Genomic DNA, 24,929 nt, shown 5'->3' on the forward strand with positions numbered 1-24,929 from the left:
CAGGGTAGCGGTTCGGGGCCGCGCCGAAACGCGGCCCCCGCGAGGCCACCGTGGGTAGGGCTACAGGTACGGACCGGAACGGATCCCGCGCCCCGGGCCCTCCTCCGGATCGCCCTCCGCGCCGTGCAGACCGGGGGGCAGCGCCCGCCGCATCTGCTCCAACTGGGCCCGCGCCGCCATCTGCTGGGCGAACAGCGCGGTCTGGATGCCGTGGAACAGGCCCTCCAGCCAGCCCACCAACTGCGCCTGGGCGATCCGCAGTTCGGCCTCGGTCGGAATGCTGTCGTCGGCGAACGGCAGCGACAGCCGCTCCAGCTCCTCGACCAGCTCCGGGGCCAGGCCCATCTCCAGCTCCTTGATAGAGCTGGCGTGGATGTCCTTCAACCGGGCCCGGCTCGCCTCGTCGAGGGGCGCCGCCCGCACCTCCTCCAGCAGCTGCTTGATCATGCTGCCGATCCGCATCACCTTCGCCGGCTGCTCGACCATCTCGGTCACCGGCAGCTCGCGCGGCTCGTCGTCCTCGTCGCCCCGCCCCAGCCCGCCGGCCGGCGCGGTGCCCAACGCCATCCCGTCCGGCCCGACGATCAGCACCTTCGGGTTCTCCTCCGCCCTGCCGCCCGACGCCTGTGACGCCTGGTAGGGCTCCTGCTGCGACCGCTCGTTCATCGGGTTGGTCATAGCTCCTTCATATGCTCCGTCCACCGCGAAGGTCAACGAAGCCGACCCCCGGATCGTCCCGTACCCGCCCCCTCGGCTAACGCCTGCGCAGTTTCCAGCCGACCAACCCCAGACCCACGCCCATCAGCCCCAGGCCGACACCCAGCGGGAGCTGCCGCGCCGACGGGTCGCCCCACAGCGGCGACGGCACCAGCGGCACCACCGGCACCACCGGACCGGCCGCCAGCTCCCCGCCCGCGACCGCGACCGCGTCCTCGCCCTGGCCCGCGTCCGTTCCCGCCCCCGTACCCGCGCCCGCCGTCGTGCCCGCGCCGGCCGTCGCGCCCGCGCCCGCCTCCGGAGCGGCCGCGTCACCGTCCTGCCCCGCGCCCCACCCCGGCGACACCGCCTCCGGCTCCGCCGGCTCCCCGCCGCCCGTCCCGCCGCTCCCGCCGCTCCCCCAGCCGCCCTCGGACGGCCCCGGCTCCTGCGGCAGCAGCGGCACCACCGCCTGCTGGTGCCGCCCGTGCCCGGACGCCGCCGGCCGCTCCGCCGCGGTCTGGGACGGCTGGGCCTCCGGGCCCGCCGAGGACGCCGGAGCCTCCGGCGTCGGCTCGGGGCTCGGGATCGGAGTCGGGTCCGGAACGGGCGACGGCGTCGGGGCGGGAACGGGCGACGGGGTCGGCGACGGCTCCGGGGCGGACGGCCCGGCGGACGGCTCCGCCGAGGGCTCGACCGGCGCGGGGACCGTACGGGTGGCGGTGGCGGTGGCGCTCGCGGTGGCCGTGGCGCTCGCGGGCGGCGTCGCCGCCACCACCTCGGCGGGCGGCGTGGCGGCGGCGGAGGCCGCGGCGGCGGAGGGCGCGGCCGCCCCGGGTATCGCGCCGCCGGGCGGCAGCCCCGCCCCGACCGCGGACGCCTCGCCCCCCGGCACCGCCGAGGCCCCGGCCACCGGCGGCCCGGCGGCCTGCTGCCCGGCCGCCGCCTGCCCGGCGACCGCCTGCCGCGCCGCGTCCAGCTGCGTCCTGGCCTGCTGCCGGGCCGCGTCCAGCTGCCCCTGCGCCTGCTGTCGGGCGCCGGCCGCCGGATCGGCGGCCAGCCCGGGGGCGGCCAGCAGCAGCGGGAGCGCCACCCCGGTCAGCGCCGCCCAGCGGCGCAGCGCGGGCGGGCGGGCGGCGGCCCGGGTCGGGGCGGCGGGCACGGAGCGGCGGCGAGCGAGCATGGAAAGCAGGTCCTCCCGACGGCCGCCCGCAGCGGGCTGGGGGCGGAGGCGGAACAGCTTGTGACCAGACTCACATACTCGGACACTCCGGGCATTTCGGTGCTCAGCCGGTGCCGGCGGGCACCTCCAGCACGACCTTGCCGACCTGGGCGCCGGCCTCGACCACCCGGTGCGCCTCGGCGGCCTCGGCGATCGGCAGCACCCGGTCGACCACCGGCCGCACCACGCCCGCCTCGACCAGCGGCCAGACGTGCTCGCGGACGGCGGCCACGATCGCCGCCTTCTCGCCGAGCGGGCGGCCGCGCAGGTTGGTGGCGACCAGGGCGGCCCGCCTGGCGAGCAGGGTGGAGAGGTTCACCTCGGCCTTGGCGCCGCCCTGCAGGCCGATCACCACCAGCCGGCCGTTGACCGCGAGGGCCTCGACGTTCCGCTCCAGGTACTTGGCGCCGATGATGTCGAGGATGACGTCGGCGCCGCCGAGCGCGGCCAGCTCCGCGACGAAGTCCTGCCGCCGGTAGTCGATCAGCAGGTCGGCGCCGAGCTCCGCGCACCGGGCCAGCTTCTCCGGGCCGCCCGCGGTGACCGCGACCCGGGCCCCGACCGCCTTGGCCAGCTGGATCGCCATGGTGCCGATCCCGCTGGCGCCGCCGTGCAGCAGCACCGTCTCGCCGGGGCGCAGGTGCGCGACCTGGAACACGTTCGACCACACCGTGCAGGCCACCTCGGGCAGCGCCGCCGCCTGCTGCGGCGTCAACCCCTTCGGCACCGGCAGCAGTTGACCCACCGGCACGGCCACCCGCTGCGCGTAGCCGCCGCCCGCGAGCAGCGCGCACACCTCGTCGCCGACCGCCCAGCCGGCCACCCCGGGGCCGAGCGCGGCGATCCGGCCCGCGCACTCCAGCCCGGGGTACGGCGAACTGCCCGGCGGCGGGTCGTAGAAGCCCTGGCGCTGGAGCAGGTCGGCGCGGTTGACCGCGGTGGCGGCGACCTCGACCAGCACCTCGCCGGCCGCCGGAACGGGATCGGGTACCTCGGCCCAGACCAGCCGCTCGGGGCCGCCGGGCTCGGGAATCGTGATGGCTCGCATGGCCGCCACGCTACGCCCCCGCCCGCCCCGCGCCCCGGCCCCCTCGCCGTCGACGGACAGTCCGTCAGGGCTCCGGCGGGCGTTCCGACAAGGTGGTGACACTCCGGCCCCGCCGTCACCCGGCGGCGTCGGGACCCCGCATCCTTGTGCCTGTGCCGAAATCCAACCAGCCCGACGACCCGGGTGCCCGGCCGTCCCGCCTGACGCGCAGTCGAGTCCGGGACGCGGGCACCGACACCACCGACCCCACCCGCCGGATCGCCCTCCCGGCCCGCCCCGGCCGGCCACCGCTGCGGCAGGTCGCCCGCCGGCTGCTGCTGGCGCTGGGCGTGCTGATCGCCACCACGCTGATCGTGTACGCGGACCACGCCGGCTACAACGACAACGCCGACTCCTCGGTCAGCCTGCTCGACTCGGCGTACTACGCCACCGTCACCCTCTCCACCACCGGGTACGGCGACATCACCCCGGTGAGCGACACCGCGCGGCTGGTGAACATCTTCGTGATCACCCCGCTGCGCGTGGTCTTCCTGATCATCCTGGTCGGCACGACCCTCGAAGTGCTGACCGAACGCACCCGCCTGCAGTGGCGGATCGAACGCTGGAGGCAGACCGTGCGGGACCACACCGTCGTCATCGGCTACGGCACCAAGGGCCGCAGCGCCGTCGACACCCTGCTCGGCCAGGGCGTCCCGAAGGACTCGATCGTGGTGGTCGACCCGCAGGCCAAGGCGATCGACCAGGCCACCCACGACGGCCTGGTCGGCGTGCTCGGCGACGCCACCCGGGCCGCCACCCTGATCCGGGCCGAACTCCCGCGCGCCGCCAAGGTGGTGGTCGCCCCCGAGCGCGACGACACCGCCGCGCTGATCACCCTGACCGCCCGCCAGCTCAACAAGGGCGCCACCGTGGTCGCCGCCGTCCGCGAGGACGAGAACGCCCCGCTGCTCCGGCAGAGCGGCGCGGACGTCGTCGTCACCTCCTCCAGCTCGGCCGGCCGCCTGCTCGGCATGTCGATGCTCAGCCCCAACGCGGGCGCGGTGATGGAGGACCTGCTGACCTACGGCGACGGCCTGGACGTCGCCGAGCGCCCGGTCACCAAGGCCGAGGCCGGCCTCAGCCCGCGCGAACTGCCCGACCTGGTGGTCGCGGTGGTCCGCGGCCGCCGGGTGCTCAACTACACCGAACCGGAGGCGGCCACCCTGCAGCTCACCGACCGCCTGATCGTCATCAAGCCGGGCGCCCCGGTCACCCACTGACCACCCCCGCCCGGTTCCACGTGGAACATCCGCTTCCGGGGTGTTCCACGTGGAACACCCCGTTTTCGGCCAGCGCTGGCGGCAGCGGTGCCCCGGGGCGGCCGGTTCCACGTGGAACGCCCCGGTCAGAACGCGGGCAGCGCCAGCACCTCCGCGTACTCCCCCGCCGCCAGGCCGCCGGGCGGGACGACGGCCAGGGCGTCGGCGCGGGCCAGGCCGCGGAGCATGGCGGGGCCGTCGTGCGGCAGGGGCGCCAGTCCGGCGGCGGTGCGGCGGACCGGGTGCAGGCGGGTGTCGCGCGGGTGGCCGGGCAGCGCGGCGGCCAGCGGTTCGGCCGGGCCGCCGGGCGGGACGGCGCGGCCGGACAGCGCGTGCAGCAGCGGCAGGGCCAGCGTGACGGTGCCGGCCACCGCCGCCAGCGGGTTGCCGGGCAGGCCCACCAGGTGGCGGCCGCCGGGCAGCGCCGCCAGCAGCATCGGGTGCCCGGGGCGCACCGCCACCCCGTCCACCAGCGGGTGCCCGCCGGTCGCCTCCAGCGCGGCGTGCAGGAAGTCCACCGGCCCGGCCGCGGTGCCGCCGGTGGTGAGCACCAGGTCGGCGGGCGAGTGCCGGATCGCGTCCCGCAGCAGCCCGAAGTCGTCCCGGACGTGGCGGCCGCCCAGCAGTTCCGCTCCCGCCGCGGCCAGCCAGGGCGGCAGCAGCGGGCCGAGCGCGTCCCGCACCCGACCCGGGCCGGGCAGCCCGGAGGTCAGCAACTCGTCGCCCAGCACCAGCAGTTCCACGGTCGGACGGCGGTGCACGGCCAGCCGGTCGTGTCCGGCGGCGGCGGCCAGCCCGAGCACCGCCGGGGTCACCGGCAGCCCCGCGGGCAGCAGCTCCTCGCCGCTGCCGCACTCCTGCCCGCGCGGCCTGACGTCCTGCCCCGGCAGCACCGCGCCGCGCAACTCGGCTCCACCGCCCGGCAGTTCGGTGCGGGTGCCGTGCTCGCGCCGGAGCACGCCGGTGGCGCCGGGCGGCAGTTGGGCGCCGGTGGCGATCTCCACCGCCGCGCCGTCCGCCAGCGGCGCGCACTCCTGGCCCGCCAGCACCCGGCCGGCCAGCCGCCACGGGCCGGGGCCGGCCACCGCCCAGCCGTCCATCGCGGAGGTGTCGAAGGCCGGCAGGTCGGTGAGCGCGACCAGCGGTTCGGCCAGCGTCCGCCCGGCCGCCGCCGCCAGCTCGACCCGTTCCACCGGCAGCGGGCGCCCCGCCGCCACCGCCGCCCGGCGGGCGGCCGGCCACGGGCCGCCGCGCAGCGTGGCCGCCACCGAGGTCACCCGGACGCCGCCGGTCCGCTCCGCCGCCGCCTGGCTCACGGCCCCTCCCCGTCCCCGGCCCGCGCCCCGGCCGCCGCCTCGGCGGCCCAGCGCTCGGCCAGCGCCGTCACGGCGGCGTTCGCCTCGGCCACCGCCGCCGCGCCGCCGCCGCGCCGGGCCGCCGCGTAGCCCACCAGGAACGCGGTGAGCGGCGCGGCCGGGCGCTCGACGCCGTGCGCGACCACCCGCGTCATGTCCAGCAGCCCGCGGACGTCCACCGCCAGGTCCAGGCCCAACTCGGCTCCGGCCGCGGCCATCCACTCGTCCAATGTGCGCTCCATGGGGCCCATGCTGCCCGATCCGCGGCGCCGCACCCCTCACCCGCGGGTGCGAGTGCCTCACGTCGTTTCCCCACCGTCCCGTCCGGCCCCCGGTGCGGCCGCCCGGAACGCCCGCTACCGGCGTTCCGCCCGCTCGCGGGCCTCGGCCAGGTCGGTCCAGGTGTCGCAGTCGAAGGAGGCGTCCGCCGGGTCGGGCAGCCGGGCCAGCCGGAGCCCGGCGAGCAGGGCGCGCAGCGGCCGGCCGGCCGGGTCGCCGAGGGCGGCGAGCGCGGTGCGCAGCGCGGCGGTGCGGTAGGCGGCGGCGAGCGGCTGGTCGCGGCCGTCCGCGTCGACCAGCAGGGCGCCGTCGCGGGCGGGGTCGTCGAGCGCGGCGAGCAGCCGCCGGACCGTCGCGACGTCCAGGAAGGGCAGGTCGGCGGCGAGCAGCAGCAGCCGGGGCGCGGTGACCTCGGGGAGCGCGGCGGCCACCGCCGCGACCGGGCCGCCGCCCGGCGGGTCCTCGCGCAGCCAGCGGACCCCGGCGCGTTCGGTGCGGCGCTCGGGGCCGACCACCAGCAGCTGCCGGGCGTCCGGGCAGGCCGCCAGGACCAGGTCGAGCAGCGGGCGCCCGCCGACCGTCAGGGCCGGCTTGTCCGCCCCGCCGAGCCGGCGGCCGGCCCCGCCCGCCGCGGCCACCGCGTCGTACCCGCCCGCCGTCCCCGCCCGCTCCCGCGTCCACGTCACCCCGGCAGTATCACCGCTCCCCGCCGCCGGGCCCCTCCGCGCCGGGCCCCTCCGCCGGCTCCCGCGCGGCCGCCCCCTCGTCGACCGGCTCCTCGACCGGGATCTCCCGGCGGGCGACGTTCGCCGCCGCGCCGTGCTCCAGGATCGCCGGCAGGGTGAGGCCGCCGTAGCGCTCGTTGACGGCCGCGGCCAGCGCCTCCGCGTCCTCGGGGTGGTCGTGCAGGGCCTCGTCGAAGTCGCGCAGGTAGCCGGCGGTGAAGGCGAGCACCCGGTGCGCGGCGTCGTCCATGCCGGGGGCGCGGTGGCCGGCGATCACCCGGTCGACGCCGAGGTCGGCGATCAGGCCCAGGTTGTGCGACCACTGGTCGCGGGCGGCCGGGTCGGTGTCGGCCGTCCAGACGTGGGTGCCGTTGTACGCGAAGTCGCCCGCGATCACGGTGCGGACGCTCGGCAGGTGGGTGAGGGTGGAGCCGGCGCTGTCGCCCTGGCCGAGCTGCAGGACCCGGATCAGCTGGCCGTCGATCATCAGCGGCTGCGGCAGCAGCGGCGCGGGCAGCAGCGGCTGGTCCGGGATGTCGTCGCCGTAGACCGGCTTCCACTGCGCGACCTTGGCGGCCGCGGTCTGCCCGATGCCCTCCACCACCGAGGGCGCGGCCAGCAGCCGCGCGGTCGGGAACAGCCGCAGCACCTCCTCGGCGCCGAAGTAGTGGTCGGGGTGCTGGTGGCTGATCACGATGGCGAGCAGCTCGCGGCCCTTGCCGGCGATCCACTCGGCCAGTTCGCGCCCGGCGCTCCGGGTCAGCTGGGCGTCGACCAGGATCGCCGTCCGCTCGCCCATCACCAGGCTGGAGGTGGCGAAGAACGCGCTCTCCGGGCCGGTGAAGACCTCCACCTCCAGCGGGCGGTAGGCCGGTACCGGGCCGTGGCCGCTCTCGTCGGACACTGAAGCGGTCACGGCTGCTCCCCTGGTCGGTGGACGGCGGCGGGACCGAGGCGGTCCCGTACCGTCCAGCCTGGCCGGAAGGCCCCCGCGCCGCCGGGTGGGCGCGCCCAGGAGGGTGATCACCACCGCCCCCCGGCGGCTCGCGGGCGTCGACTATTCTCGGTGGTCTCCGGGCACCGGGTACCTCTGCACACACCATTCCGGGAGCACTTGATGGACCGGCTCGACAACACCGTCCGCGACTACGCCTGGGGCTCGGCGACCGCCCTGCCCGGGCTGCTCGGCCGGCCCGCCACCGGTGCCCCGCAGGCCGAGCTGTGGATGGGCGCCCACCCCGGCGCGCCGTCCCGGGTCGACCGCGGCGCCGGGCCGGTCGCGCTGGACGCGGTGATCGCCGCCGACCCGGTCGCCGAGCTGGGGGCCGGGTCCGTCGAACGGTTCGGGCCGACGCTGCCGTTCCTGCTCAAGGTGCTCGCCGCCGCCGTGCCGCTCTCCCTCCAGGTGCACCCGACCCTCGCCCAGGCCCGCGCCGGGTTCGCCGCCGAGGAGGCCCGCGGCGTCCCGGTCGACGCGCCGCAGCGCAACTACCGGGACGCCAACCACAAGCCCGAACTGATCTGCGCGCTCGGCGACCTGGAGGGCCTGTGCGGCTTCCGGGCGCCCGCCGACGCGGCCGACCTGATGGCCTCGCTCGACGTGCCCGGCCTGGAGCCGCTGGTCGAGCTGCTCCGCACCAAGCCGGAGCCGGAGGCGCTGGCCGGTGCGCTGGCCGGGGCGCTCGCCCTGACCGGGCCCGCGGGCCGCGCCACCGTGGAGGCCGTCGCCCGGGCCGTCACCGCCGGCGCCGCGTCCGACCCGACCGGCGCGCTGGCCGGGTACGCCTTCGCCGCCGCCGAGTACCCCGGCGACCCCGGGCTGGTCGCCGCCCTGCTGCTCAACCACGTCCGGCTGGCGGACGGCGAGGCGCTGTACCTCGGCGCCGGCCTGCCGCACGCCTACCTGCGCGGCACCGGCATCGAGATCATGGCCAACTCCGACAACGTGCTGCGCTGCGGCTTCACGCCCAAGCACGTGGACGTCCCCGAACTGCTGAAGGTGGTCGGCTTCCGCAGCGGCCTCCCGGAGGTGCTGCGCCCGGCCGCCGGCCCGGACGGGGAGCGGCTCTACCCGGTGCCGGTCGACGAGTTCCGGCTCTCCCGCCACGAGCTCGCCGACCGTCCCGCCGTCCTGCCCGGCAGCGCCCCGCAGATCCTGCTCTGTACCGCCGGCACGGCCCGACTCACCTCCGGTGGCAAGGAGTTGACGCTCCACCGGGGCGAGTCCGCGTTCCTCCCGGCGACCGGCACCGACACGCTGCTCGACGGCCCCGGCGCGACGGTCTTCCGCGCCACCGTCACCCTCGACCGGCCCTGACCGGCCCTGACCGGCCCGCCGACGCGGACGGACCGCCCGGTCCGCGGAGGGACGGGGCGGCCCGCTCGGGCGCCGGGGTTCCGGGGTCAGGAGGTGGCGACCGCGCCGCCCGGGACCTCGCTCCAGCCGCTCCACTGGCCGGTGTTGTAGTCCGCGTCCTTGCCGTAGACCCGGTCGTCGGCGCCGACGCCGAAGACGTGCACCACGTTGTTGACGACCGTGCTGGTCAGCGACTTCATCGCCTTGGCGTCCTGCTTGACCCAGGTGGCGTTCCAGTTGCCGGTCGAGTAGTTGCCGTCCGTGGTGTAGAGCGCGCCGTCCGCGCCGACGATCTGCAGGTGGACGGTGTTGCCGGTCATCGCGGCGGTCAGCGACCTGGCGCCGGCCGCGCCGCCGGGCACGGCGCTCCAGCCCGACCACTGGCCGGTGCCGTAGTCCGCGTCCTTGCCGTAGACCTCGCCGTTGGAGCCGAGCGCGAAGACGTGCACCACGTTGCCGGACGACACGCTGGTGAGGCCCTTCAGCCCGCTGCTGTCCAGCCGGTCCCAGCGGCCGGTCCAGCCGCCGCCCGCGTAGTCGCCGTCGGTGTTGTAGAGCGCGCCGTCCGCGCCGACGATCTGCAGGTGGACGGTGTTGCCGACCATCGCGGCGGAGAGCGAGGTCGCGCCGGCCGCGCCGCCGGGCACCTCGGCCCAGGCCGACCACTGGCCGGTGGTGTAGTCCGCGTCCTTGCCGTACACGCGGCCGTTGGAGCCCAGCGCGAAGACGTGCACCACGTTGTTGGCGGTGACGCTGGTCAGGCCCTTCAGCGCGCTGCCGTCCAGCCGGCCCCAGACGTTGGTCCAGCCGGCGCCCGCGTAGTCGCCGTCGGTGCTGTAGAGCGCGCCGTCCGAGCCGATCAGGTTGAGCCGCGCGGTGGTGCCGGTGGCGGCGACGGTGATCGACTGGGTGACGCCCCAGGAGTCGGACACGGCGTCGTCGACGATCTTGTTGTAGCGGTAGGCCTTGTAGTCGCCGTTGGGGTGCGAGTCGAAGGTCGCGGCGTTGATCGAGATGCCGGTGCGGTGCTTCACCGGGGTCGAGCCGAACGAGTAGTAGGAGAAGGTGGTGTGCGCGGCGTCGTCCCACTTCTCGAACAGGATCACGTGGTCGTAGAAGCTGTTCAGGATGTCGCCCGCCTTGAGCTGGCTGCGCGGGATCTCGGTGGCGTAGCCGGGCAGGCCCTGGGTGCTGGGGCTGGCGCCGAGGTGCCAGGCCATCGAGACGTAGCCGGAGCAGTCGGTGCGGTAGGCGCGGCCGGAGGAGTCCGGGTAGGTGGCGCCCTGGTTGTAGGCGATGGTCTTGCCGTACCAGTACTGGGCGCGCTGGATCACCTCGCCGCGGGTGATCTGGCCGTCGACCGAGGACGCGGCCTGCGCGGTGGTCGCGGTGGCGACCGTGACGGCGGTGGTGGCGATCGCGCCGGAGAGGGCGATGGCGGCGGCCAGGGCGGTGCGCAGGACCTTGGAGGTACGGGTGGAAGACATGGCGGATCCCCTTCACAGCGGTGCGGTCAGTGGGTGGTGTGCCGGGCCCTCGGGCCGCTCGGCGGGATTCGGCGGACGGCTGTCCTGCAGGAACAGCGGTCGGCGCTTCGTCCGGTGGCCGTTCGGGCTTCCCCCTGGCGGCGGTCACCAGCTTCGCCCGGCCCGGAAGCCCCCGGTAGGGGTTCCGGCTGTCCCCAACCCGCCAGTCCGACTCCGGACGTAATGTCGTGGCCATGACAGGGAAAACGCCGCCCGGCGGGACCCCTCCGAGCAGCGGGAACGCCTAGAGCGGGAACGCCGCCTGGTGGGCCAGCCGGGCCGGCGCGCCAGCGCCGATCGCGGTCAACTCCTCGTCCAGCGCCAGGAACCAGGACCAGCGCTCGCCGCCGCCCGCCCGGGCCAGCGCGTCCACCAACAGGTCCTCCAGCTCGGGCACCCGCCGGTCCTTCCAGATCTTGTCGGCCAGGCTGACCAGCAGGTCCTCGGGCGGGGAGGACGGGCCCCAGTCGGCGTGCCCGGCCGCGAACCGGGCCAGCTCGGGCGGCACCCCGGCGGCCAGCAGCAGCTCCCGCCCGGTCGGCTCGTGCGCCGAGCCGGGACCGGACAGCTCCGAGCGGTGCCGGACCTTCCCGATGTCGTGGGTGGCCGCCCCGAACAGCACCGCGGCCCGGTCCACCGGCAGCTCCGGACAGTGCCCGGCCGTCCAGTCGACCAGCCGGGCGGCCACGTCGTGCACCAGCCGCAGGTGCGCCACCAGCCGCGGCGGAGCGGCCAGACCCGCCAGCAGCGACAGCACTCCGTCCGGCAGCGGGCGCAACTCCAGACCATCGTCCATGGCGGGCGACCCTACCCGAACGGGCGCCCCCGCTTAATCACTTGACCGTGTGCGCGCGCTCCGGCTGCACTGTCCCGGACGACCGAGACGGCGACCCCGGAAAGCGACGGCAGTGATCGACATCAGGCCCACCAGCGCGCAGGACCACCAGCTCTTCGTCGAGACGATGCACGCCGCGTTCGCGCTGTTCGTCGACCCGGTCGGCGAGGACGGCACCGGCGCCTGGTGGTCGGCGTTCGAGCCGGAGCGCGGCCTGCTCGCCCGCGACGCGGACGGCCGGGCGATCGGCACCGCCGGCGCCTACACCCTCGAACTCACCCTCCCCGGCGGGCGGATCGTCCCGGTCTCCGGCGTGACCGCCGTCGGCGTGCTGCCCTCGCACCGGCGGCGGGGCGTGCTCACCGCGATGATGCGCCGCCAGCTCGCCGACCTGCGGGCCCGCGGCGAGGCGGTGGCCGTCCTGCTCGCCTCCGAGGCGCTGATCTACCGGCGCTTCGGCTACGGCCCCGCCACCTACACCCGCGCGCTGACCGTCCCCCGGCACAAGGCCGCGCTCACCCCGCCGCGCTCCGGCGCCGCCGAACCCGCCGGAACGGTCGAACTCCTGCACCGCGACCAGGCCGTCGACCTGCTGGAGCAGGTCTACGACCGCCACCGGCGCACCCGCCCCGGCGCCGTCTCCCGGCCGCACCGCTGGTGGGCCCGCGGCGCCGGCCAGCCCCCGATCGCCCCCAAGCCCCGCTACGTCGCCCTGCACCGGGACGCCGACGGCACCCCCGACGGGTACGCCAGCTACGCGATCGAGGACAAGCGCAGCCTGGTCGTGGACGAGACCGTCGCCGCCACCGACGCCGCGTACACCGCGCTCGCCCGCTACCTGCTCGGCCACGACCTCGTCCAGCAGGTGGTGTTCCGGCACGTCCCGCCGGACCACCCGCTGCCCTGGCAGCTCGCCGACTACAACGCCGCCGAACAGGGCAAGCACACCGACTGGCTCTGGGCCCGGGTGCTGGACGTGCCCGCCGCGCTCACCGCCCGCGGCTGGAGCACCGACGGCGAACTCGTCCTCGACGTCGACGACCCCTTCCTCGGTGAGCACCACCGCCACCTGCTGACCGTCCGCGGCGGCGAGGCGTCCTGCGTCCCCACCGACCGCGCCCCCGACCTCTCCCTCGACATCAGCGACCTCGGCTCGATCCTGCTCGGCGGCACCCTCCCCAGCACCCTGGTCCGCGCCGGCCACCTCCACGCCCACCACCCCGACGCCCCCGCCCGCGCCGACGCCCTGTTCCGCTCCGACCGCGAACCGCACTGCCTGCACTGGTTCTGACCCCGGCGGCCACCACCCGTCCCCGGCCACCCCGTCCGACCCGGTGCGCACCCTGCCCGCACGCACCTGCTCCTCCCGCACGGCCCGACCGCCGCCGACACGCCCAGCCCGCGCACCGGCGGCCTGCCGCTCGTCCCCGCCGACCAGCCGGAGACCGGCCGGCACGGCGGCGGTTCCACCGGACCGGGCTCGTCACTCGTCCCCGTCGTCGAAGTCGTGGGGCGGGATGGTCCACCGCAGCACCGTCTCGCCCGCCTCGTCGGCTTCGAGCGTGACCGGATAGACCTGGCCGGCGTCCCGCTCGCCGCGGTGCCTGATCGAGTGGTCACCCTGGTCCCATTCGACGCCGAGCACCCGGCAGCCGCCGACCTCGATCGCTCCGGCGCGGAGCGGGTGGTGCCACCCGGCGCGCCGGAAGCGGTGGTCGTCGGTGTGCTTGTCGATCGAGACCATGAGGCCCCTGCCGTGGAGGCGGTCGCACCAGGCGGTGAGTTCGGCCGCGCGGGCGGCCGCCTCGGCCAACGGGAGGTCGAGCCACCCGTGCGGCCCGTCGACGCCGTGCTGCGCGATCCGCCCGCCGCCGAACTCGGCGTGCGCGTCGTCCGCGTACCGGCCCCAGTAGAAGACGTCGGCGAGCCCGTCGGCCGGCTCGCCGTTCATCCCCGTCCACGTGTCCAGCCCCGCCGCGTCACCGATGACCGTGCCGCACCGGTCGACGGGCAGGTCCCCGAGCGGGACCGGCACCGACCGGTCCACGGGCCCGGGCCACGGAAGGCCGAGGCCGATCTCCAGGGTCGCGATCGCCGGTTCCTCGTCGAACGGGGACGGCGAGGTGCTCGCCCTCACCCTCAGCGGCCGATCCGCGGCCGCCGGCACCGCGACCACCTCGCACAACCAGTCGCGCAGGTGCCCTCCGCCCGCCGCGGCCGCCGCCCCGGCCCGCTCGGACAGGGGCTGCCCCAGCTCCCGCCAGTGGTCGATCCACCCGGCCATGCCGAGCACCAGCACACCGGACGGCGCATCGACGGTTCCCAGGTCGACAAAGGTCTCGTGCATGCGCTGAATTGTGTCCTCCCGGTGCGACAGCCGCCGGCACCGGCTCCCCGCCGTGGGGCCCGGCAACCGCGTGTGAGGTCCTGCGGGTTCTCAACTTCACTGTCAGGTAACGGTCCTGCGACCTGGACGTTTCTCTGACGGAACGTCCCGAGAGCCGTCGCCGGCAAGCGCCTGCCGGCCTACGGACGGATTGATCGGTTCATAATTCGAGTCAGCGCCGAGCGACCCGGCGCGCGGCACCCGCAGCGGGTGCGCTCACCGCGATCGGAGAACATCGTGAAGAACAGCGCGTTGTGGCGAGTGGTCGACAACGAGAGCGGTGCCCAGTCCGTCGTCAGCACGCCCTCCGAGGCGGTCGCGTTCGTCAACAGCCGGTTCGACACCGAGGACGACGACGAGCCGTTCGGCATCACCGAGATCGGCCCTCTCCTTCCGAAGCCGCTCGGCGTCATCACCGCCTGGGCCGCCGACAAGGACGACGAGCGAACCGACGGGCGCACCGCGCCGATCGCCATCAGGCCGGTCGTGACGGATGACGCCATCGAGTGCGACGACGTCGTCCTCTGGGACGACGTACACGTGTCATGGGACCACGACGTGTACACCGTCGCGGACGGCTACGAGTACAACGAGGCTTACAGCACCGCCGAGTTGAGAGAGATCCTCGACGAGTACGCCGACGACTACGAGTACGCGCCGGAAGAGCCCGAAGGGCCTGGCAGCCACGGGTGGCCGAAACCGGGAGAGTTGATCCCCTACGGGGCCCAGGAGTGTGCCAAGCGGTTCGGGCACCTCGACGACGACGCCCTGCTGTGGCTGGCCGCCACGCGCATCACGCTCGCCGTGTGGCGCAACACACCCGTCGAGAACTGGCACGCCGGTACGAGTCCGCTCCACGACGGCACGATGATGCGGATCAACGTGGCCACCACCCGGCTCGTGCGCTCGATGCTGTCGTTCGACCACGTCGACTGGATCGCCGTCGGTCTCGCGGTCGTCGACCCGTCCCGGGTGCTACCGACCGGGCAGTCCGTGCTCGAACTCGGGCTGGCCTGCCACAACGCCGACGACCCGGCGCACCAGGTCGATCCGCGAGAAGAACTCGCGGAGATGGCACAGGTCGCGATCTCATGGGGGCGGACGTACCGCCTGCACGAGAAGGAGTTCGGCCTGCGGACCCTGATCGAGTTCTTCTGCGCGTACGACAACGGCTGGTTCGGAGCTCCGAGTTGGGGGCGCGTCGTCGATCGGTTCCTCACGGCCGCCGACGACCGGGAGAACGCGCACTGGAGCGTCCACCGGGACAAGCCCTGGTTCGACGAGTGGTCCACCAACCGCCCGGCCGACATCGCGGACAGCACGGAACTTCGTCGACTGCTCCTTGCCGGGCCCGACCTGCTGTCCGAGGAAGCCGCTGAGTGGTGCGTGGAAGGCAGCATCGGCTACGTCTGCCAGGACGACCACGCGAACGACTGCCGGCGGTGCGGCATCCCGCCGGCGACGGAGCCCACCAGCGGGTGAACGCGGGCACCCGCGTGGAGAAGCGGCGACCCACCGGGCCGCCCCCGGGCGGCCACCCATCGGGTGGCGGCCGGCTGCCCGGGACGTCGAGCGGGTCACCGTGCTCGTCGCCGCCCGCGAAGGCGACCGCCCTGCGGAGGCTCGATGGCACGAGGTTCGGGAACCTGCGCGTCAGGTCACGTCCCGGGTCATGTCGACGAAGCGCGAGTAGTGGCCCTGGAAGGCGACGGTGATGGTCGCGGTCGGGCCGTTGCGGTGCTTGGCCACGATCAGGTCGGCCTCGCCGGCCCGCGGGGACTCCTTCTCGTAGGCGTCCTCCCGGTGCAGCAGGATGACCATGTCGGCGTCCTGCTCGATCGAGCCGGACTCGCGCAGGTCGGAGACCATCGGCTTCTTGTCGGTGCGCTGCTCGGGGCCTCGGTTCAGCTGGGAGAGCGCGATCACCGGGACCTCCAGCTCCTTCGCCAGCAGCTTGAGGTTTCGGGACATGTCGGAGACCTCCTGCTGCCGGCTCTCCGCCCGCCGCGAACCGCCGGACTGCATCAGCTGCAGGTAGTCGATGACCACCAGCCGCAGGTCGTTGCGCTGCTTGAGCCGCCGGCACTTGGCCCGGATCTCCATCATCGACAGGTTCGGCGAGTCGTCGATGTACAGCGGCGCCGCGCTGACGTCCGGCATCCGCCGCGCCACCCGCGTCCAGTCGTCGTCGGTCATGTTCCCCGACCGCATGTGGTGCAGCGCCACCCGCGCCTCCGCCGACAGCAGGCGCATGGCGATCTCGTTGCGGCCCATTTCGAGCGAGAAGATCACGCTCGGCAGGTTGTGGTGGATCGAGCAGGCCCGCGCGAAGTCCAGTGCGAGGGTCGAGTTGTGGGTGGGCACCATCGACCGGGTGGCCAGGTACAGGTGGTCGGGGTTGTCGACCTCGACGCACCGGACGGGCACGCTGTCGATCTCGCGGACCTCCACCACGTAGCGCTGCCGGAGCCTCGGGGTGGCCGGGCGCCGGCGCTCGGCGTGGACCGCCCGCTTGCGGGCCAGGCCGAAGACCTCACCGGTGGGGGTGAAGGTGACGGTCCAGACCGTCGAGGACGCCTCGGAGCGGCCGGCGACCCGCCTGGTGGCCACGCCGCACCGGTGGCCGAGGCCCACGACCAGGTCGCGGAAGCCCTCGGCGAGTTCGCGGCTGGTCACCGCGAACTGCACCGACCCGGTGGCGTTGACGGTGCCGTCGCTGTCCAGCAGCCCGGCCAGCAGGGCCCGCCGCTGGGCCTCGGAGCCCCGCAGGTAGGGCGCCGGGATGTGCTTGCGGCCGAGCACGCCGAGGTCGCGCAGGGCGGTCAGCAGGCTGCCGTGCCGCCGGGTGCAGGCGTCACAGCGGGGCTCGGAGAACGGCGAGGAGCACGGAGCGCCGCAGTCCGCGCAGGTGGTCGGCGGGACGGGCGCGGAGACCAGCCGGGCCCGGCCGCCGCAGGAGCGCCCGCAGGAGCGGACGTGGGCGAGCTTCGGGGTGAAGACCGTGCCGCAGACCACGCAGGCCCGCTCGAAGGTCTCCGGCTCCGCCACGTCGTAGCGCAGCGCGTAGGTCGGGGTGTCGCCGATCCGGCGGGCCGTCAGGCCGTCCGCGGCGAGGCGTTCCAGGACCTCCGGGTCGGTGGTGGTGATCCGGGCGGCGTCGGTGTGGCCGTCGCCCAGCCAGGCGCCGAGGGCGTAGGGCGGGACGGGCAGGTCCCGCTCGGGCAGGTCGAGCGCGGAGGTGTTGCGCACCGAGTGGTTGGCGCGGCCGTCCGAGGTGTCGCAGCGCAGGGTGGCGGCGATCTCCTTGGTGGTGACGACCCGTCCGGTCCCGCCGCTCCGGCGGGTCGCCCGGGTCTCGGTGAGCCACTGGTGGTCGGCGTCGGCGATCACGGTGGTGCCGTCGTCGAAACGGACCTCGTAGCAGGGCCGGTCGGCCATCACCTCGGTGGCGGCGACCACCCGGGTGGGGCGGCCGTCGGCGTCGAGCAGCAGGTCACCCACGGCGACCTCGCCCATGGTGGTCCAGCCGTCCGGGGTGGGCAGCGGGGTGTCCAGGGCGAGTGCCTTGCCCATGGCCGGGCGGGCCGCGATGACGATCATCTGGCCGGGGTGGAGGCCGTTGGTGAGGGCGTCGAAGTCGGCGAAGCCGGTGGGGACGCCGGACATCTGGCCGGAGCGGGAGCCGATGGCCTCGATCTCGTCGAGGGCGCCCTCCATGATGTCGGCGAGCGGGGCGTAGTCCTCGTTGGTGCGCTGTTCGGTGACGGCGTAGATCTCGGCCTGGGCGGCGTTGACGATGTCGTCGACGTCGCCCTCGGCGGCGTAGCCCATGCCGGCGATCCGGGTGCCGGCCTCGACCAGGCGGCGCAGGACGGCGCGCTCGTGGACGATCTCGGCGTAGTACTCGGCGTTGGCCGCGGTGGGGACGGAGTTGACCAGGGTGTGCAGGTAGGAGGCGCCGCCGACGCGGGCCAGTTCGCCGCGCTTGGTGAGCTCGCCGGCCACGGTGATCGGGTCGGCGGGCTCGCCGCGGGCGTAGAGGTCGAGGATCGCGCCGTGGATCAGCTCGTGGGCGGGGCGGTAGTAGTCGGCGGGCTTGAGCACCTCGACGACGTCCGCGATGGCGTCCTTGGAGAGCAGCATGCCGCCGAGCACGGACTGCTCGGCCGCCAGGTCCTGCGGGGGGACGCGTTCGAAGCCCTCGCCGCCGCCGAAGCCGCCCTCGCGGTCGCCGTCCCGGTCGCGGCGCTCGCCCTTGCCGGGGAAGCGGTCGCCGCCCTTGCCGCCGTCGCGCCGCTGGAAGCCGCCCGAGCCACCGGAGCCGCCGGACCCACCCTCGCGGCCCCCCGAACCGCCCCCGGAACCGCCCTCGCGGCCGCCGGCCGGGCCGTTCGAACGGCGGGAGACCGGCAGCCGGTCGCCCGGGCCGTCGGGGAAGGCGTCCGGCGGGAAGGCGTCGTCGGACGGCTGCCAGTCGTCCTCGGGGGGCGGGGCGTCGTGGTCGTCGTACTGGGGGCCGGTCACGCGTGTTCCCCGTTCAGCGAGCGGTGCGAGTTTGGTGCGGGCCTGGCCGGTGGCGTACCGTCTTCGGCGCCTGTCCTTCTTACGGTACCGAGCCGACAGCACCCGCCCCGCGCGGGTCGGTCCCTGAACGGCTGCCGGATCCGGCCGGTGCCGCGGTGCGCGGCACCCGGGTGGCGGGCGGGTTATCCACAGGGGGTGTGGATAACCGCTCACAAGCTGTGGAGAACCCGGCCCGAGCTGTGTACAACCCTGTGGATAACCATCCTATCCCCCCAATGTCAACTCGCTGACCTGGTACTACTCCCCCTTCGGCCTGTGCATGAGAAATTCTTCACACGACCGGGCCCGCCACCGAAGACGTGTTCGACGGCACACTCGTCCACCGGTGGAGTAAGAGTCGCAAAGCAAGTGCAACCATTACCTGTGGATGAGTAGGCTGACCCCATGCCCGCCAGATCCCCAGCCACCACCGACCAGCGCCGCGAGCAGCGCCGCGACCGCCGCGCCGACCGCCGCCGCCACGACCGGGAGATCCTCGCCCTGGCCGTCCCGGCCTTCGGCGCGCTGGTCGCCGAGCCGCTGTTCCTGATGGCCGACTCCGCGATCGTCGGCCACCTCGGCACCGCCCAGCTCGCCGGCCTGGGCGTGGCCTCCGCCGCGCTCACCACCGTGGTCGGGGTGTTCGCCTTCCTGGCGTACGCCACCACCGCCGCGGTGGCCCGCCGGATCGGGGCGGGCGACCGGCGGGCCGCCGTCCAGCAGGGGGTCGACGGCATCTGGCTGGCGCTGCTGCTCTCGGCCGGCCTGGTGCTGCTCACCCTGCTGCTCGCCCCGCAGGCCGCCCGGCTGCTCGGCGCCTCCGCGACCGCCGCCCCGTACGCGGTGACCTACCTGCGGATCAGCGCGCTCGGGGTGCCCGCGATGCTGCTGGTGCTGGCCGCCACCGGCGTGCTGCGCGGCTTCCAGGACACCCGCACCCCGCTGCTGGTCGCGATCGGCGGGTTCGCCGCCAACCTGGTGCTCAACCTGGGCCTGGTCTACGGCGCCGGCCTCGGGGTGGCCGGCTCCGCCTGGGGCACCGTGATCGCGCAGAACGCGATGGCCGCGGTCTACGTCGCCGTGGTGGTCCGCGGCGCCCGCCGGGAGGGCGCGGGCCTGCGGCCGGACCGCGCGGGCATCCGGGCCTCGGCCCGGGCCGGCGGCCCGCTGCTGGTGCGCACGCTGAGCCTGCGCGCGGTGCTGCTGCTGGCCACCGCGGTGGCCGCGAACCTGGGCGACGCCGAGGTGGCGGCTCATCAGATCACCATGACGGTCTGGTCCTTCGTCGCCTTCGCGCTGGACGCGGTGGCGATCGCCGGCCAGGCCATCATCGGCCGCTACCTGGGCGCGGGCGACCTGCCCGGCACCCGGGCGGCGACCCGGCGGATGGTCGAGTGGGGCCTGGGCGCGGGCGTGCTGTTCGGGCTGCTGATGGTGCTGGGCCGGCCGCTGTACGTCCCGCTGTTCAGCTCCGACCCGGGCGTGCGGGCCCAGTTGTCGACCGCGCTGCTGCTGGCCGCGCTGACCCAGCCGGTGGGCGGGCTGGTGTTCGTGCTGGACGGCGTGCTGATGGGCGCGGGCGACGGCCGCTACCTGGCCTGGGCGATGCTGGCGACCCTGCTGGCGTTCGTCCCGGCGGCGCTGGCGGTGCCCGCGCTGGACCTGGGGCTGGCCGGGCTGTGGTGGGCGATGAACCTGTTCATGCTGAGCCGGGCCGCCTTCCTGGTCGGCCGGGTCCGCACCGGCCACTGGATGGTGACCGGCGCCGTCCGGAGCTGAGCCGCGGCCCGTAGCCGAACCGCGGCCCGGGCCGCGCGGCGGCCCGGACGGCCGGAGGGCCGGACCCCGCGAACGGGATCCGGCCCTCCGACTGCGTGACGGCTGCGCTCAGGCGGCGACGACGTTGACGTCGAGGTTGGCCTGGACGTCGGCGTGCAGCTTGACCGAGACCTTGTGGCTGCCCACGGTCTTGATCGGCGAGGCGATCGCGACGGCGCGCTTGTCCACGGCCGGGCCGCTGGCGGCCTTGATGGCCTCCACGACGTCGGCCTGGGTCACCGAGCCGAAGAGGCGGCCGGCGTCGCCGGAGCGGACGGCCAGCTTGACCTGCAGGCCCTCCAGCTTGGCCTTGACCTCGTTGGCGGCCTCCAGGGTCTGGATGGCGTGGATCTTCCGGGCGCGACGGATGGCGTCGACGTCCTTCTGACCGCCCTTGGTCCAGCGGATGGCGAAGCCGCGCGGGACCAGGAAGTTGCGGGCGTAGCCGTCCTTGACCTCGACGACCTCGCCGGCGCTGCCGAGGCCGGGGACCTCGTGCGTGAGGATGATCTTCATTGTTCGGTCACCCTCTCTTAGCGCGTGGTGGAGGTGTAGGGCAGCAGGGCCACCTCACGGCTGTTCTTCACAGCCGTGGCGACGTCACGCTGGTGCTGGGTGCAGTTGCCGGTGACCCGGCGGGCACGGATCTTGCCGCGGTCGGAGATGAACTTCCGCAGCAGGTTCGTGTCCTTGTAGTCCACGTACGTGGCCTTGTCCTTGCAGAAGACGCAAACCTTCTTCTTCGGCTTGCGAGGAGGCGGCTTCGCCATTGTGTGCTCCGTTGAGTACGAGATCTGTCAGCGTCACCGGGCCCGCGGGGGGCCCGGCAAAGCACCGCTTAGAACGGGGGCTCTTCCGAGTAGCCGCCGCCGGAGTTGCCACCCCAGCTGCCGCCACCCTGGTTGGACGAGGGGGCGCTGGACGCCCACGGGTCGTCGGAGGGAGCCTGGTTGCCGCCGCCGGAGTTGCCACCCCAGCCGCCGCCGCCCTGGTTCCCGCCGCCGCCGTAGCCGCCGCCACCCTGCTGGCCGCCGCCACCGCCGAAGCCGCCACCGCCGCCGCCCGGACCGCCGGTCCGGTTGGCACGGGTGACCTTGGCGGTCGCCGAGCGCAGGCTCGGGCCGACCTCATCGACCTCGACCTCGAAGACCGTCCGCTTCTCGCCTTCCTTGGTCTCGTAAGACCGCTGGCGCAGTCGGCCCTGCACGATCACGCGCATGCCGCGCTGCAGCGACTCGGCGACGTTCTCCGCCGGCTGGCGCCAGACGTTGCACGTGAGGAAGAGGCTCTCGCCGTCCTTCCACTCGTTGGTCTGCCGGTCGAAGGTGCGCGGGGTGGACGCGATACGGAACTTGGCCACCGCGGCACCCGACGGGGTGAAGCGCAGCTCGGGGTCGTCGACGAGGTTGCCGACGAGGGTGATGACGGTCTCGCCTGCCATGTGGTGATGACCTCTCGGAAAGAAGTTCTGCGGTGCTCGTCAGCGGTGTTCCACGTGGAACACCGGACGTGAACCCTCCGGCGCGGACGCCGGAAGCGGGCTCAGTGGGTGTCCGGGCGCAGGACCTTGGTCCGCAGAACCGACTCGCTCAGGCTGAACTGGCGGTCGAGCTCCTTGACGACCTCGGGCGTGGCCTTGAGGTCGATGACCGAGTAGATGCCCTCGGACTGCTTGTTGATCTCGTACGCCAGGCGACGACGGCCCCAGGTGTCGATCTTCTCGATCTTGCCGCCGCCGGTGCGGACGACGTTGAGGAAGCTCTCGATCAGGGGGGAGACGGCGCGTTCCTCGACCGAGGGGTCGAGGATGACCATCACCTCGTAGTGACGCATGTGTAACCCACCTCCTTTGGACTCAACGGCCACGGCGTTTCCGTGGCAGGAGGGTTGTGCGCGTCGGCACCGGTTCCGGGCATGGAAGCACGCCCCTACACCAGTGCAGAGGGGCCAGCCTACCGGGTGAGCCGACCAGCGGACAAAACAGTTGGCTGTCGCGGTTGTCACTCCGGCCGATTCGGCCGCAACCTGGACAGAACGAACGTTCCCTCCCCCAGGAGGTGGGTCCCATGGCACAGGCCGCACCCCGGCCGCAGCACCGGCCGAAGTTCACCCTCAACACCGACGGGCACCCGCACCCGCGGGAGAACGCCCTGGTCGGCGTGACCGTCCTGCTCGGCGCGATCGCCTTCGTCACCTCGTTCTTCCACAACCTGCACATCCTGACCTCGTGGACCGGCCTGTTCGGCGTGCTGGCCGGCCTGACCGCGCTGTTCCTCTCGGTGACCACCGCCGAGCGGTTCGCCGTCGTGATCGGCACCGGCGCCGCCGCCTTCGGCCTGATGCTCGGCGTCGCGCACGGCGGCCTGTTCGGGGGCGTGTGGTGACGCCCGGCGGGCGCGGGGCGGGGTGAACCCGCCCGAGCGCCCGCAACCTCCGGTGCCCTCCCGGCGTAGTACCTGTACCAGCAGGCGCGCTCAGGGGGGCATCATCATGTCGGGTCGGTTCCCGGTCGAATCGGACCATTCGGGCGATAGGGTCACCATGGGTAGATCCGACGAGGAGGAGCACGGAGCATGAGCCTGCGGCTGCGGACCATCACGCGTGAGGAACACCTGGCTTTCGTGCGGAGCCGGCCCTCGGCCAGCCACATGCAGGTGCCCGCCTGGGCGGACGTGAAGGCGGAGTGGCGCGCCGAGAGCCTGGGCTGGTTCGAGCCCTCCGGCGAGCTGGTCGGCGTCGGCCTGGTGCTCTACCGGCAGCTGCCCAAGGTCAAGCGGTACCTGGCCTACCTGCCGGAGGGCCCGGTGATCGACTGGTTCGACCAGGACCTCGACCGCTGGCTGAAGCCGATGCTGGCGCACCTGAAGGCGCAGGGCGCGTTCACGGTGAAGATGGGCCCGCCGGTGGTGGTCCGCCGCTGGGAGGCCGGCACCATCAAGGACGCGATCGCCGGCAAGCAGGCCAAGCGGCTGCGCGACGTCGAGCCCGACTTCTGCGAGGCCCGCGCCCTGGAGACCGCCGAGCGGCTGCGCCGCTCCGGCTGGCTGCAGGGCGAGGACGGCGGCGCGGGCTTCGGCGACGTCCAGCCCCGGTACGTGTTCCAGGTGCCGCTGGGCGACCGCTCGCTGGACGACGTGCAGCGCGGCTTCAACCAGCTGTGGCGGCGCAACATCAAGAAGGCCGAGAAGAGCGGCGTCGAGGTGGTCCAGGGCGGCTACGAGGACCTCGCGGTCTTCCACAAGCTGTACGTGGTCACCGCCGAGCGCGACCGCTTCACGCCGCGGCCGCTGTCCTACTTCCAGCGGATGTGGACGGCCCTCACCGCCGAGGACCCGAACCGGATGCGGCTCTACATCGCCTACCACGACGGCGAGCCGCTGGCCGCGACCACGATGCTGGTCGTCGGCGAGCACGTCTGGTACTCGTACGGCGCCTCCGCCAACCACAAGCGCGAGGTCAAGCCGTCCAACGCGGTCCAGTGGCGGATGATCCGGGACTCCTACGCGCTCGGCGCGAGCGTCTACGACCTGCGCGGGATCAGCGACACCCTGGACGAGGACGACCACCTCTTCGGGCTGATCCAGTTCAAGGTCGGCACCGGAGGCCAGGCCGCCGAGTACCTGGGCGAGTGGGACTTCCCGCTCAACAAGCTGCTGCACAAGGCGCTCGACCTCTACATGTCGCGCCGTTGAGCCACACCCGAGGAAGAACCATGGGGCGCACGGGGAGCACGGGGAGAAGAACACCATGACCTTGACGATGTACGTGGACACCGGCCGCTGGCGGGCGCACCAGCGCGGGCTGCTGGCCGAGTTCGCCGGGCTGGTCCCGGTCGCCAAGGGCAACGGCTACGGCTTCGGCAACGGCCGGCTGGCCGCCGAGGCGACCCGGCTGGGCGTCCCGATGCTGGCGGTCGGCACCGCGGCGGAGGCCGAGGCGGTGGCCGGCGGCTTCGCCGGCGACCTGCTGGTGCTGACCCCGTACCGGGCCGGCGAGCCGGAGGCCGACCTGCCCGCGGACCGGGTGGTGCGCACCGTCGCGCACGCCGAGGCGCTGGCCGCGCTGCCCGCGGGCAGCCGGGTGGTGGTCGAGTGCATGACCTCGATGCGCCGGCACGGCGTCGCGCTCGGCGAGCTGCCCCGGCTGCCGGTGCGGCACCTGACCGTCGAGGGCTTCGCGCTGCACCTGCCGCTGGACCGGCCGGACGGCTCCGACCCGGTGGACGAGGTGGCCGCCCTGGTCCGGGCGATCGGCGAGGCCGGGCTGCCCACCGGCACCGTCTACCTCAGCCACCTGTCCGCCAAGGACGGGCGGCGGCTGGCCGAGCGCTTCCCCGACACGGAGTTCCGCTCCCGGATCGGCACCCGGCTGTGGCTCGGCGAGGTGGAGGCGCTGACCTCCCGGGCCAGCGTCCTGGACGTCACCCCGGTGGTCCGCGGCGAGCGCTACGGCTACCGGCAGCACAAGGCCCCCTCCGACGGCCACCTGCTGGTCGCCACCGGCGGCACCGCGCACGGCGTCGGCCTGGAGGCCCCCAAGTACGTGCACGGGGTGCTGCCGCGCGCCAAGGGCCTGGCCCGGGCCGGCCTGGCCACCGTGAACCGGACGCTCTCGCCGTACTCCTGGCAGGGCAAGCAGCTCTGGTTCGCCGAGCCGCCGCACATGCAGGTGTCGATCCTGTTCCTGCCCGGCGAGCTCAAGCCGCCCGCGATCGGCGACGAGCTGTCGCTGACCGTCCGGCACACCACCACCCACTTCGACCGGGTGGTCGAGCGCTAGGACCCGCGCACAGCACGGAGCCCGCCCGCCGACGGTTCGGCGG

General features: G+C 74.5%; 21 protein-coding genes and 1 pseudogene. 8 read left to right on the top strand and 14 right to left on the bottom strand.

Annotated features, from left to right (window positions below; translation table 11 throughout):
• Positions 1-60: 60 nt before the first annotated feature.
• From KSE_RS19105 to KSE_RS19115, 3 genes are all read right to left on the bottom strand, one after another.
• Positions 61-678: a bacterial proteasome activator family protein gene (locus KSE_RS19105; protein ID WP_014136973.1), complete on the bottom strand. Its 618-nt coding sequence runs from the start codon at positions 676-678 to the stop codon at positions 61-63.
• Positions 679-754: 76 nt separating this feature from the next.
• Positions 755-1,879: a hypothetical protein gene (locus tag KSE_RS19110; RefSeq protein ID WP_014136974.1), complete on the bottom strand. Its 1,125-nt coding sequence runs from the start codon at positions 1,877-1,879 to the stop codon at positions 755-757.
• Positions 1,880-1,982: 103 nt separating this feature from the next.
• On the bottom strand, positions 1,983-2,966 hold the full coding sequence (locus KSE_RS19115) for an NAD(P)H-quinone oxidoreductase (protein ID WP_014136975.1): 984 nt from the start codon (positions 2,964-2,966) through the stop codon (positions 1,983-1,985).
• Positions 2,967-3,166: 200 nt separating this feature from the next.
• Here KSE_RS19115 and KSE_RS19120 point away from each other — a divergent pair, with 200 nt between their 5' ends.
• On the top strand, positions 3,167-4,225 hold the full coding sequence (locus KSE_RS19120; protein WP_051055880.1) for a potassium channel family protein: 1,059 nt from the start codon (positions 3,167-3,169) through the stop codon (positions 4,223-4,225).
• A 125-nt stretch (positions 4,226-4,350) separates the two neighbouring features.
• Here the strand turns inward: KSE_RS19120 and KSE_RS19125 are convergent, their stop codons facing one another.
• The 3 genes and pseudogenes from KSE_RS19125 to KSE_RS19140 form a co-directional block, all read right to left on the bottom strand.
• The gene (locus KSE_RS19125; protein ID WP_407927472.1) at positions 4,351-5,541 is read right to left on the bottom strand and encodes a molybdopterin molybdotransferase MoeA; all 1,191 of its coding nucleotides are present in this window, start codon (positions 5,539-5,541) and stop codon (positions 4,351-4,353) included.
• Positions 5,542-5,576: 35 nt separating this feature from the next.
• Positions 5,577-6,584: pseudogene (locus KSE_RS46370) on the bottom strand (NTP transferase domain-containing protein).
• Between the two features lie 10 nt (positions 6,585-6,594).
• On the bottom strand, positions 6,595-7,539 hold the full coding sequence (locus KSE_RS19140; RefSeq protein WP_148283117.1) for an MBL fold metallo-hydrolase: 945 nt from the start codon (positions 7,537-7,539) through the stop codon (positions 6,595-6,597).
• Between the two features lie 201 nt (positions 7,540-7,740).
• Here KSE_RS19140 and manA point away from each other — a divergent pair, with 201 nt between their 5' ends.
• Complete coding sequence (gene manA, locus KSE_RS19145; protein ID WP_014136981.1) at positions 7,741-8,940, top strand: mannose-6-phosphate isomerase, class I; 1,200 nt, start codon at positions 7,741-7,743, stop codon at positions 8,938-8,940.
• Between the two features lie 86 nt (positions 8,941-9,026).
• Here the strand turns inward: manA and KSE_RS38600 are convergent, their stop codons facing one another.
• The gene (locus tag KSE_RS38600; protein ID WP_014136982.1) at positions 9,027-10,466 is read right to left on the bottom strand and encodes a hypothetical protein; all 1,440 of its coding nucleotides are present in this window, start codon (positions 10,464-10,466) and stop codon (positions 9,027-9,029) included.
• A gap of 283 nt (positions 10,467-10,749) precedes the next feature.
• Positions 10,750-11,301, bottom strand: coding sequence for an HD domain-containing protein (locus tag KSE_RS19155; protein ID WP_014136983.1), 552 nt, complete (start codon positions 11,299-11,301; stop codon positions 10,750-10,752).
• A 115-nt stretch (positions 11,302-11,416) separates the two neighbouring features.
• Between KSE_RS19155 and KSE_RS19160 the strand changes: the two genes are divergently transcribed.
• The gene (locus KSE_RS19160) at positions 11,417-12,631 is read left to right on the top strand and encodes a GNAT family N-acetyltransferase (RefSeq protein ID WP_033257734.1); all 1,215 of its coding nucleotides are present in this window, start codon (positions 11,417-11,419) and stop codon (positions 12,629-12,631) included.
• A 192-nt stretch (positions 12,632-12,823) separates the two neighbouring features.
• Here the strand turns inward: KSE_RS19160 and KSE_RS40175 are convergent, their stop codons facing one another.
• A complete protein-coding gene (locus KSE_RS40175; RefSeq protein WP_014136985.1) occupies positions 12,824-13,687 on the bottom strand; it encodes a hypothetical protein in 864 nt (287 codons plus the stop codon).
• Positions 13,688-13,963: 276 nt separating this feature from the next.
• Between KSE_RS40175 and KSE_RS19175 the strand changes: the two genes are divergently transcribed.
• Positions 13,964-15,208 (top strand): hypothetical protein, encoded by a 1,245-nt coding sequence (locus KSE_RS19175; RefSeq protein ID WP_014136986.1) that lies wholly within the window; start codon positions 13,964-13,966, stop codon positions 15,206-15,208.
• A 171-nt stretch (positions 15,209-15,379) separates the two neighbouring features.
• Here KSE_RS19175 and dnaB read toward each other — a convergent pair whose 3' ends face one another.
• The gene (dnaB, locus tag KSE_RS19180; RefSeq protein ID WP_014136987.1) at positions 15,380-18,250 is read right to left on the bottom strand and encodes a replicative DNA helicase; all 2,871 of its coding nucleotides are present in this window, start codon (positions 18,248-18,250) and stop codon (positions 15,380-15,382) included.
• A 444-nt stretch (positions 18,251-18,694) separates the two neighbouring features.
• Between dnaB and KSE_RS19185 the strand changes: the two genes are divergently transcribed.
• Positions 18,695-20,068, top strand: coding sequence for an MATE family efflux transporter (locus KSE_RS19185; RefSeq protein ID WP_014136988.1), 1,374 nt, complete (start codon positions 18,695-18,697; stop codon positions 20,066-20,068).
• Positions 20,069-20,176: 108 nt separating this feature from the next.
• Here KSE_RS19185 and rplI read toward each other — a convergent pair whose 3' ends face one another.
• The 4 genes from rplI to rpsF all read right to left on the bottom strand — a co-directional run bounded on the left by rplI (position 20,177) and on the right by rpsF (position 21,940).
• Positions 20,177-20,623: a 50S ribosomal protein L9 gene (rplI, locus tag KSE_RS19190; RefSeq protein WP_014136989.1), complete on the bottom strand. Its 447-nt coding sequence runs from the start codon at positions 20,621-20,623 to the stop codon at positions 20,177-20,179.
• Positions 20,624-20,640: 17 nt separating this feature from the next.
• Positions 20,641-20,877: a 30S ribosomal protein S18 gene (rpsR, locus tag KSE_RS19195; RefSeq protein ID WP_014136990.1), complete on the bottom strand. Its 237-nt coding sequence runs from the start codon at positions 20,875-20,877 to the stop codon at positions 20,641-20,643.
• A gap of 68 nt (positions 20,878-20,945) precedes the next feature.
• The gene (locus tag KSE_RS19200) at positions 20,946-21,548 is read right to left on the bottom strand and encodes a single-stranded DNA-binding protein (RefSeq protein WP_014136991.1); all 603 of its coding nucleotides are present in this window, start codon (positions 21,546-21,548) and stop codon (positions 20,946-20,948) included.
• 101 nt (positions 21,549-21,649) lie between these two features.
• Positions 21,650-21,940: a 30S ribosomal protein S6 gene (gene rpsF, locus KSE_RS19205; protein WP_014136992.1), complete on the bottom strand. Its 291-nt coding sequence runs from the start codon at positions 21,938-21,940 to the stop codon at positions 21,650-21,652.
• 233 nt (positions 21,941-22,173) lie between these two features.
• Between rpsF and KSE_RS19210 the strand changes: the two genes are divergently transcribed.
• The 3 genes from KSE_RS19210 to KSE_RS19220 all read left to right on the top strand — a co-directional run bounded on the left by KSE_RS19210 (position 22,174) and on the right by KSE_RS19220 (position 24,886).
• A complete protein-coding gene (locus KSE_RS19210) occupies positions 22,174-22,491 on the top strand; it encodes a hypothetical protein (protein ID WP_014136993.1) in 318 nt (105 codons plus the stop codon).
• A 189-nt stretch (positions 22,492-22,680) separates the two neighbouring features.
• Entirely contained in the window at positions 22,681-23,799 is a 1,119-nt protein-coding gene (locus KSE_RS19215; protein ID WP_014136994.1) for a lipid II:glycine glycyltransferase FemX, read from the top strand.
• 55 nt (positions 23,800-23,854) lie between these two features.
• Complete coding sequence (locus tag KSE_RS19220) at positions 23,855-24,886, top strand: alanine racemase (protein ID WP_014136995.1); 1,032 nt, start codon at positions 23,855-23,857, stop codon at positions 24,884-24,886.
• Positions 24,887-24,929 lie beyond the last annotated feature (43 nt).

The sequence above is a fragment of the Kitasatospora setae KM-6054 genome (assembly GCF_000269985.1).
Lineage (GTDB): Bacteria > Actinomycetota > Actinomycetes > Streptomycetales > Streptomycetaceae > Kitasatospora > Kitasatospora setae.